Below are 9,079 nucleotides of genomic sequence, written 5' to 3'. Positions count from 1 at the left end.
CCGGTCAGCATCACGAGCGCGAAGCTGCCGAGGTGCGCGATCTTGTCGAATCCAGGGAACATCGCCGGTCCCGGCTGGGACGGCGCGTACAGCCCCCAGAGGTTCGTGATCACGGCGACGCCGAAAGCGCCCCAGGCGAGGACCTGCAGCAGCGCTCGTGCGGCAGGGGGCCTGGTCTCGCGCTCGGAGGACATCGGAGGCGAGCCTACGGCCTGGCTGACCTCTGGTGGCGTAGCAGACGTGTCGCTGGGAGCGGCGTCTGCCCCGGGATCGGCACCTGTGAGCAGCAGATGTGTCCATCTGGGCGGGTTGTGCCTCGCGCGTGTGCGGCGAGCGTGCCGATTCTCGTGGCTGCCGGGCGCGTGGGAGGATCGCCGTCGTGACTGTGTTGCGTGACTGCACCGATCCGGCGACCTGGTGGCCGCACGTCGACGAGGCGACCAAGGCGCTGGCCGTCGGCGGCTTGGTGGTCCTGCCCACCGATACCGTGTACGGCATTGCCGCCGACGCCTTCAAGCCCGAGGCCGTCCAGGCCCTGCTCGACGCCAAGGGACGCGGCCGGCAGATGCCGCCGCCGGTCCTCATCGGCGACATCCGCACGATGGACGGTCTCGCCGATGCCATTCCTGAAGACGTCCGGCAGATGGTCACCGAGCACTGGCCGGGTCCGCTGACCGTGATCCTGCAGGCGCAGCCGTCGCTGCAGTGGGACCTGGGGGAGACGAACGGCACGGTCGCCCTACGGATGCCTGACCACGAGCTCGCGCTCGCGGTGCTGCGTCGCACCGGGCCGCTGGCGGTCTCGAGTGCGAACTCGACCGGCTCACCCGCCGCCACCACGGCGGCTCAGGCCGCCTCGATGCTCGGTGAGTCCGTGCGGGTGTATCTCGACGGCGGAGACTCACCCGGTGGGGTGGCGTCCACCATCGTGGACGCGACCGGGGACACGCTCCGCATCGTGCGCGAGGGCGCGCTCAGCGCCGCCGATCTCGGGATCGAGGTGCCGGCTGAGCCGGCGGCAGAGGCTGAGACTGCGGCCGTGGAGGCAGAGGGCGAGCAGGCCGAGGGCGAGCAGGCCGAGGTGGCAGAGCCCGCTGTGGACGTCGAGCCCGAGAGCGCGGAGGCTGCTGAGGCCGCCGTCGAGCCCGCGGACGCCGACGAGACCGAGGTGCTGGCGGCGGACGACGAGACTGCGGCCGACACTGAGCCGGAGCCGGAGCCGGAGCCGGAGCCGGAGCCGGCGCCGGAGCCGGAGCCGGAGCCTGCCGCGGAGCCGGAGCCGGACCCCGAGCCGACCCCTGATCCTGCGCCTGCCGTGCCGGAGGACGGGGTGCGCATCGCTCCGCGGCGCGTGCGCAGGAAGCCGGTCGAGAGCACATCAGCTGGCGACGAGAGCACCGAACCCACCGGCGAGGCGCCCGCCCCGTGAGGATCTACCTGCTGCTGATGGCGGTCGCCGCCGTCGTCACCTTCCTGGCGACGCCGCTCGCGCGGGTCCTGGCGCAGCGCACCCATGCGATCACGGCGGTGCGAGACCGCGACGTGCACACCGTGCCCGTACCCCGCCTGGGCGGCTTGGCCATGCTCATCGGCTTCGCCTGCACGCTCACGATCGCCTCGCAGATGCCCTTCCTGCAGCCACTCTTCACCGGTTCCACCGAGCGATTGCCTTGGGCGATTCTCGTCTCGGCGACCGTGGTGTGCCTGCTCGGCGTCGCCGACGACATCTGGGACCTCGACTGGCTCACGAAGTTGGTGGGCCAGGTACTGGCCGCCGGCTTCCTGGCCTGGCAAGGGGTGCAGCTGATCCAGTTCCCTATCTTCGGGCTGACGATCGGCTCCTCCAGGCTCTCGCTGGTGGTGACCGTGCTCGTGGTGGTGGTGGCGATCAACGCGGTCAACTTCGTGGACGGCCTCGACGGTCTTGCCGCCGGCGTGATCGCCATCGGCGGCACCGCGTTCTTCGCCTATACCTACATCCTCACCCGGGGTGACACCCCCAGCGACTACTCCGACCTGCCGACGACGATCATGGCGTGCGTGGTCGGCGTGTGCCTGGGGTTCCTGCCCCACAACTTCTTCCCCGCACGGATCTTCATGGGCGACTCCGGCGCGATGTTCCTGGGGCTGACGATGTCGGCCGCCTCGATCTACCTCACCGGCCAGATCGACCCGGCGCGGCTCGACACCGCCTTCCCGGCCTTCGTGCCGATCCTGCTCCCGGTCGCTGTGCTGATCCTGCCGCTGTTGGACATGGGGTTGGCGGTGATCCGGCGGCTCAAGGCCGGGACCTCGCCGTTCCACCCGGATCGGATGCACCTGCACCATCGGCTGCTGGACTTCGGCCACAGCCACCGCCGTGCGGTGCTGATCATGTATATCTGGACGGCGGTGCTCGCGTTCAGCGCCGTGTCCCTCGCGATCCCGGGCGTTCCGGTACCGGTCCTGGTCGTCGGTATCGCCGCCGGGATCGCCCTGGCGGTGTGGGCCACCGTGAGGCTGCCACGACAGCCGCTGCCCAAGCTCGGCCGCTGACTGCCCGCGGCTGGGTCGGCGCGCACCGACTGGCAGCCGTGGGAGGCTTGTCCGCATGACGGGTCCCGTGATGTTCAACGATCCGCCGGTACGTACCGAGGCGATGCTCGCCCTGTTCCGGACGATCCAGCGCCGGCTGCTGCTGCTCTCGGTCGCGGTCACGGTGCTCGGTGCTGGGATCGGCTATCTCGTGGCGCAGACACCGGGACTGTGGGGAGCGCTGATCGCGGCCGGGCTCGGCCTGGTGTTCACGTTCACCACGGTCGCGACGCTGCGCTTCCTCGTGGGTCGCGGACCCGAGCTGCTGCAGATCGCCCTCATCGGTAGCTGGCTGCTGAAGATGGTGTTGGTGGTGGTCTTGATGCTGTGGTTGCGGTCGCAAGACTTCTACCACCGAGGTGTCTTCTTTGTGACGTTGGCTGTGGTGGTCATCAGTGCGATCGTGGTCGAGATCGGCACGGTCGCGACCGCCCGTATTCCGGCGGTCGAGCCCGCGCCGCCGAACGTGAGCAGCGTCACAGAGGGCCCGGAACGCAAGGGCGAAGGCGCGCAGGCGGACACGGATCCGCGAAACGGCGCCGACGAGCAGTCAGGGTCGCCGCCGGCGTAGCGCGCTCGAACGGTCTTTCCGGCTTGTGAGCGGTCTTGCGCCATCCGTGGATCCGGTAGTGTCTGTGCCAGATCCCGCCCGCCGGAGCACGATTCGCCGCCGCTACGATCGACGTAGCCCAGCCGCGAATCTTCGTGATGCAGGCCACGTGACCGCGTGGCAGGCCCACGTGCCCACGACCCGCAGGAGTGAACGCTGTCCACGACCCTGAGCTCGGCCCCCGTCCTCGCTGAGGAGTCTTACAGCGGTGCGCCGGGGCTGCCTGACGTCAGCGACTTCTTCCCCTACCCCTACATCTGGGGATCGGAGGGGGACTGGTGGGCGCTCGACCGTGTGATGTTCATCCGCTTGGTGATCACGGGTCTGCTCGTGCTGCTTCTGTGGCTCGCTGTGCGCAAGGCCAAGCTGATTCCGACGCGGTCGCAGAGCATCGTCGAGATGGGCCTGGACTTCGTGCGGGTTCAGATCGCTGAGCAGACGCTCGGCAAGGAGCGCGCGCGCCCGTACGTGGGCATGCTGACCACGATCTTCTTCATGATTCTCGCGATGAACCTCGCGGGCGTGATCCCGTTCCTGAACATGGCGGGGACCTCGCGCATCGGGCTTCCGCTTGTGCTGGCGCTGTGGGTGTACGTGACCTACCTGGTCGTCGGCGCTCGCCAGCATGGCGTGGGTCGATACCTCAAGAATCAGCTGATGCCCTCCGGCGTGCCGTGGCCGATGCTGATCCTGCTCATCCCCATCGAGGCGCTGCAGGTCTTCATCATCCGGCCGCTCACGCTCGCACTGCGGCTCGTGGCGAACATGATGGCCGGTCACATCATGCTGGTGCTGTGTTTCGTCGGAACCCACACGCTGTTCCTGTATGCCGACGGCTTGATGAAGCCGCTCGGTGCACTCACGCTCGCAGCGGGAATCGCCATCACGTTGTTCGAGATCTTCGTGGCCGTGCTTCAGGCGCTGATCTTCACTCTGCTCTCGGCCGTGTACATCAACTTCGCCCTCGAGGATGCTCACTGAGCGCCGCGACGGCCCGCACCACCAGCACGAACCCCCGATGACGCTCAACCCGAGCGCCACCTAGGAAGGAAACACCAGTGGAAGAGCCCACCACCGTCTTCGGCAACATCGCCACCATCGGCTACGGACTTGCGACCGTGGGTCCGGCGATCGGCCTCGGCATCATGATCGGCAAGACTCAGGAGGCCACCGCGCGCCAGCCTGAGGTTGCCGGTCGACTGTTCACCAACATGCTCATCGGTGCAGGCCTCATCGAGGTTCTCGCGCTGCTCGGCCTCGTGGCCGGCTTCCTGTTCACCTGAGCAAGACAGGTACTGACGCTCGGACGGAGCCCCTCATGAACGCAGCGGATCACACGCCTCAGGGCATTGAGATCTTCATCCCCGGCATCTACGACTGGTTCTGGTCGTTGGTCGTCACAGCGATCATCGCCGTGTTCTTCTTCCGGTACCTGCTGCCGAAGCTGAACGCGATCCTCGATGAGCGCGCCGCCAAGATCGAGGGTGGCATCGCCTTGGCCGAGAAGGTGCAGGCTGAGGCAGCCGATGCCAAGGCGCAGACCGAGGCCGAGCTGGCCGAGGCCCGCAACGTCGCCGCGGGGATCAAGGACGAGGCAAGCTCCGACGGTGCCGCGATCGTCGCGGAGGCCCGCTCCAAGGCCCAGTCCGAGGCTGCGCGCATCGTCGAGGCGGCCCACCGCCAGATCGAGGCCGAGCGTGCGTCCGCGGTCGTGTCGCTGCGTGAAGAGGTCGGTGGCCTGGCCACCGAACTCGCCTCCCGCATCGTGGGCGAGTCGCTCGCCGACGACGCCCGGCAGTCTCGCGTGATCGACCGGTTCCTGGACGACCTCGATACCGGTCTCGCCGGCAGTGCCGCAGCCGCGCCGGCCGCGGCTGGCACCGACACGGATGCGGATCGGGCCTGATGCGCGCGACCAGCCAGGCGAGCCTGGGCACCGCCGCCTCCTCGTGGGAGCCGGTGCTGCAGCAGGCAGGAGCAGAGGCAGCGACCTACGGTGAGCAGCTGTTCGCCGTCGTCGATGCCCTCGACAGTTCTGCCGGGCTGCGCCGCGCACTGACCGAACCCACCCGCGACGGCGCCGACAAGGCGGCCGTGGTGACGCAGCTGCTCGGCGGCAAGGTCGACGACGCGGTCGTGGACCTGCTCTCCGGAATGGTGCGGTCACGGTGGTCGGCCGACGCCGATCTCGCGGACTCGATCGACGAGCTCGGCGTGGTGTCCTACCTCGCCGCCGCCGAGTCCAAGGGTGCCTTGACGCAGCTGGAGGAAGACACGTTCCGGCTGACCCGCGTCCTGGCCGAGAACCGCGACCTGCGGTTCGCGCTCGGTGACCGCGATGCGACGGCGGAGCGCCGCGTCCAGCTGTTGGGCTCGGTGTTCGCCGGCAAGGTGAGCGAGGAGACGCTCGCGCTGGTGACCCGTTCGGTCCGGTCGCTGCGGTCCCGCACCCTGACCGCGTCCCTCGCCCGGATCGGTGAGCTGGCCGCTCGGCGCCGCCGACAGCTCGTGGCCGTGGTCACGGCAGCGGCCCCGCTCAGTCAGGCACAGCAGGATCGCCTGGCCGCCTCGCTCGCCGCGGCCTACGGGCGTGAGGTCCAGCTGAACATCGCAGTGGACCCGGCGGTGACCGGAGGCTTCCGCATCCAGGTGGGCGACGAGGTCGTGGATGCGACCATCGCCGGCCGACTCGACCACGCCCGCCGTCGCCTCGCAGGCTGACGCGCACGACCACACTTTTGAAGCAGACGAGAAGAAAGAGCACCACGATGACCGAGCTGACGATCAAGCCGGACGAGATCCGCGCGGCGCTGGACAGCTTCGTGAGCTCCTACGAGCCGGCCGCAAGCGCTCGCGAGGAGGTCGGCACCGTCACCCTCGCTGCCGACGGCATCGCCTACGTCGAGGGCCTGCCCGGCACGATGGCGAACGAGCTCCTCACGTTCGAGGACGGCACGCTGGGCCTCGCGCAGAACCTCGACGTGCGCGAGATCGGTGTGGTGGTGCTCGGCGAGTTCGCCGGCATCGAGGAGGGCCAGCAGGTCCGCCGCACCGGTGAGGTGCTCTCGGTCGCCGTGGGCGAGGGCTACCTCGGCCGTGTCGTGGACCCGCTGGGCAACCCGGTGGACGGCCTCGGCGAGATCGAGACCGAAGGCCGCCGCGCCCTTGAGTTGCAGGCCGCCGGCGTGATGCAGCGCAAGAGCGTCCACGAGCCGCTGCAGACCGGTCTGAAGTCGATCGACGCGATGATCCCGATCGGTCGCGGCCAGCGCCAGCTGATCATCGGTGACCGCCAGACCGGTAAGACCGCGATCGCGCTCGACACGATCATCAACCAGAAGGCCAACTGGGAGAGCGGCGACCCGAGCAAGCAGGTCCGCTGCATCTACGTGGCGATCGGCCAGAAGGGCTCCACGATCGCCTCGGTGCGTGGAGCGCTCGAGGACGCCGGCGCGCTGGAGTACACCACGATCGTCGCCGCCCCGGCCGCCCACCCCGCGGGCGTCAACTACATCGCGCCCTACACGGGCTCGGCCATCGGTCAGCACTGGATGTACCAGGGCAAGCACGTCCTCATCATCTTCGACGACCTGAGCAAGCAGGCCGAGGCGTATCGCGCGGTGTCGCTGCTGCTGCGCCGCCCGCCGGGCCGCGAGGCCTACCCGGGCGACGTGTTCTACCTGCACTCCCGCCTGCTGGAGCGTTGCGCCAAGCTGAGCGACGACCTCGGCGCGGGCTCCATGACCGGGCTGCCGATCATCGAGACCAAGGCGAACGACGTGTCGGCGTACATCCCGACCAACGTCATCTCGATCACCGATGGCCAGATCTTCCTGCAGTCCGATCTGTTCAACGCGGGTCAGCGCCCCGCCGTCGACGTGGGTGTGTCGGTCTCCCGAGTCGGTGGTGACGCGCAGATCAAGGCGATGAAGTCGGTCTCGGGAACCCTGAAGATCGACCTCGCGCAGTACCGCTCGCTCGAGGCGTTCGCGATGTTCGCCTCCGACCTCGACCCGGCCTCGCGGCAGCAGCTCACCCGTGGGGCACGGCTGATGGAGCTGCTCAAGCAGCCCCAGTACTCGCCGTACCCGGCCGAGGAGCAGGTCGTCTCGATCTGGGCCGGCACCAACGGCTACTTCGATGCCGTCGAGTTGGCGGATGTTCGTCGGTTCGAGCAGGGTCTGCTCGATCACCTGCGCCGCCACACCGACGTGCTCGGGACGATCGTCGAGAGCGGCAAGCTCGAGGACGCCACGATCGAAACCCTCAAGTCCGAGGTCGAGAAGTTCCGTTCGACGTTCCGTGCCGGCGACGGCTCCAGCATCGTGGAGGACGAGGCGCCGGAGGACCCGGAGGACGTGGACATCGACCAGGAGCAGATCGTCAAGCAGAAGCGGGCCTGACGCATGGGTGGCCAGCAGCGCATCTACAACCAGAAGATCCGGTCCACGGAGACTCTGAAGAAGATGTTCCGCGCGATGGAGCTGATCGCCGCGTCGCGGATCACCAAGGCGCGTGAACGCGCCGGGCACGCAGCGCCGTACACGCGCGCGATCACGCGGGCGGTGTCGGCGGTCGCGACCCACAGCAACGCTGAGCATGAGCTGACCACCGAGCGCACCGACACCAACCGGGTCGCGATGCTGGTCGTCACGGCGGACCGCGGGCAGGCAGGCGCCTACTCCGCAACGGTGCTCCGTGAAGCCGAGCGGCTGCGTGACGTGCTGCGCTCGGAGGGCAAGGAGGTGGACCTCTACATCACCGGACGACGCGGTGTGGCGTTCTACACCTTCCGCCGCGTGCCGGTCGTGCAGACCTGGACCGGCGACTCCGACAATCCGAAGGTCGACGTGGCCGACGAGATCGCCGACACTCTGCTGACTGCGTTCGGCGCGCCCGCCGACGCCGGTGGCGTGTCCGAGATCCACGTCGTGTACACGCGGTTCCGCAGCATGGTCTCGCAGGAACCGCGCGTGGTCCGGATGCTGCCGCTCGAGGTCGTCGACGGCGTGGCCGAGCCCGGCGAGGGGTTCGTGCCGCTGTACGAGTTCGAGCCCGGTGAGGCCGAGGTGCTGGACGCGCTGCTGCCCCGCTACATCCGCAGCCGGATCTTCAATGCGCTGCTGCAAGCCGCGGCCTCCGAGCTCGCTGCCCGACAGCGTGCGATGAGGGCCGCCGTCGACAACGCGGAGGAACTCATCCGCACCTACACCCGACTCAAGAACACCGCGCGCCAGGCGGAGATCACCCAGGAGATCAGCGAGATCGTCTCCGGCGCTGACGCGCTGGCCGCCAGCTGAGCGCCACCGACAAGGACAGGACACCATGACTGCCACCGCATCCCCCGACGCCACCGAGGCCCAGAAGGCTCCCGCGGTGGGCCGTATCGCCCGCGTGATCGGCCCCGTCGTCGACATCGAGTTCCCGCCCGAGGAGCTCCCCGACATCTACAACGCGCTCAAGACCACCGTGGACCTTTCGAGCCAGGGTGAGGGCGAGGGCGTCAGCGAGATGACCCTCGAGGTCGAGCAGCACCTCGGCGACAACATCGTGCGTGCGATCGCACTGAAGCCGACCGACGGCCTGGTGCGCGGCGCCGAGGTGCGCGACACCGGTGGCCCGATCTCGGTGCCGGTGGGCGACATCACCAAGGGCAAGGTGTTCAACGTCATCGGCGAGGTGCTCAACCTCGAGGAGGGCGAGACGCTCGAGGTCACCGAGCGGTGGGGCATCCACCGCCAGGCGCCGGCGTTCGACCAGCTCGAGTCCAAGACCGAGATGTTCGAGACCGGCATCAAGGTGATCGACCTCCTGACCCCGTACGTACAGGGCGGCAAGATCGGCCTGTTCGGCGGCGCCGGCGTGGGCAAGACCGTGCTCATCCAGGAGATGATC

10 protein-coding genes and 1 pseudogene are annotated in these 9,079 nt (G+C 68.7%); 10 read left to right on the top strand and 1 reads right to left on the bottom strand.

Annotation, left to right across the window (positions count from 1 at the left end; genetic code table 11):
- Positions 1-194 (bottom strand): hypothetical protein (locus ACOJSN_RS01300; RefSeq protein ID WP_420110701.1); only part of this gene is annotated, 194 nt, incomplete at its 3' end.
- A gap of 185 nt (positions 195-379) precedes the next feature.
- On the opposite strand from ACOJSN_RS01300, the gene ACOJSN_RS01295 reads away from it, so the two are divergent.
- From ACOJSN_RS01295 to ACOJSN_RS01250, 10 genes and pseudogenes are all read left to right on the top strand, one after another.
- Entirely contained in the window at positions 380-1,429 is a 1,050-nt protein-coding gene (locus ACOJSN_RS01295; RefSeq protein WP_420110700.1) for an L-threonylcarbamoyladenylate synthase, read from the top strand.
- Positions 1,426-2,535 carry an MraY family glycosyltransferase gene (locus ACOJSN_RS01290; RefSeq protein ID WP_420110699.1) on the top strand — a complete coding sequence of 370 codons (1,110 nt, stop codon included), beginning with the start codon at positions 1,426-1,428 and terminating at the stop codon, positions 2,533-2,535. The genes ACOJSN_RS01295 and ACOJSN_RS01290 overlap by 4 nt, the downstream gene beginning before the upstream one ends.
- 55 nt (positions 2,536-2,590) lie before the next feature.
- A complete protein-coding gene (locus ACOJSN_RS01285) occupies positions 2,591-3,145 on the top strand; it encodes a hypothetical protein (RefSeq protein WP_420110698.1) in 555 nt (184 codons plus the stop codon).
- A 336-nt stretch (positions 3,146-3,481) separates the two neighbouring features.
- Positions 3,482-4,165 (top strand): F0F1 ATP synthase subunit A, encoded by a 684-nt coding sequence (atpB, locus tag ACOJSN_RS01280; protein WP_420110697.1) that lies wholly within the window; start codon positions 3,482-3,484, stop codon positions 4,163-4,165.
- 77 nt (positions 4,166-4,242) lie between these two features.
- A complete protein-coding gene (gene atpE, locus ACOJSN_RS01275; protein ID WP_420110696.1) occupies positions 4,243-4,467 on the top strand; it encodes an ATP synthase F0 subunit C in 225 nt (74 codons plus the stop codon).
- Between the two features lie 35 nt (positions 4,468-4,502).
- Positions 4,503-5,090, top strand: coding sequence for a F0F1 ATP synthase subunit B (locus ACOJSN_RS01270; RefSeq protein ID WP_420110695.1), 588 nt, complete (start codon positions 4,503-4,505; stop codon positions 5,088-5,090).
- Entirely contained in the window at positions 5,090-5,905 is an 816-nt protein-coding gene (locus tag ACOJSN_RS01265; RefSeq protein WP_420110694.1) for a F0F1 ATP synthase subunit delta, read from the top strand. Before ACOJSN_RS01270 ends, ACOJSN_RS01265 begins: the two co-directional genes overlap by 1 nt.
- Positions 5,906-5,952: 47 nt before the next feature.
- Complete coding sequence (atpA, locus tag ACOJSN_RS01260; protein ID WP_420110693.1) at positions 5,953-7,587, top strand: F0F1 ATP synthase subunit alpha; 1,635 nt, start codon at positions 5,953-5,955, stop codon at positions 7,585-7,587.
- A gap of 3 nt (positions 7,588-7,590) precedes the next feature.
- Positions 7,591-8,484 carry a F0F1 ATP synthase subunit gamma gene (locus ACOJSN_RS01255; RefSeq protein ID WP_420110692.1) on the top strand — a complete coding sequence of 298 codons (894 nt, stop codon included), beginning with the start codon at positions 7,591-7,593 and terminating at the stop codon, positions 8,482-8,484.
- Positions 8,485-8,509: 25 nt separating this feature from the next.
- A pseudogene (locus tag ACOJSN_RS01250) lies at positions 8,510-9,079 on the top strand (F0F1 ATP synthase subunit beta); the annotation flags it as partial.

The organism is Pseudactinotalea sp. (assembly GCF_048594945.1).
Lineage (GTDB): Bacteria > Actinomycetota > Actinomycetes > Actinomycetales > Beutenbergiaceae > Pseudactinotalea.
This window is presented reverse-complemented; position numbering and strand designations above follow the sequence as displayed.

What these genes read in the sequence shown, in the direction of transcription:
- ACOJSN_RS01285 (WP_420110698.1), top strand. Translation starts at nt 2,591, where the DNA reads ATGACGGGTCCCGTGATGTTCAACGATCCGCCGGTACGTACCGAGGCG.
- atpB (WP_420110697.1), top strand. Translation starts at nt 3,482, where the DNA reads ATGTTCATCCGCTTGGTGATCACGGGTCTGCTCGTGCTGCTTCTGTGG.
- ACOJSN_RS01270 (WP_420110695.1), top strand. Translation starts at nt 4,503, where the DNA reads ATGAACGCAGCGGATCACACGCCTCAGGGCATTGAGATCTTCATCCCC.
- ACOJSN_RS01265 (WP_420110694.1), top strand. Translation starts at nt 5,090, where the DNA reads ATGCGCGCGACCAGCCAGGCGAGCCTGGGCACCGCCGCCTCCTCGTGG.
- atpA (WP_420110693.1), top strand. Translation starts at nt 5,953, where the DNA reads ATGACCGAGCTGACGATCAAGCCGGACGAGATCCGCGCGGCGCTGGAC.
- ACOJSN_RS01255 (WP_420110692.1), top strand. Translation starts at nt 7,591, where the DNA reads ATGGGTGGCCAGCAGCGCATCTACAACCAGAAGATCCGGTCCACGGAG.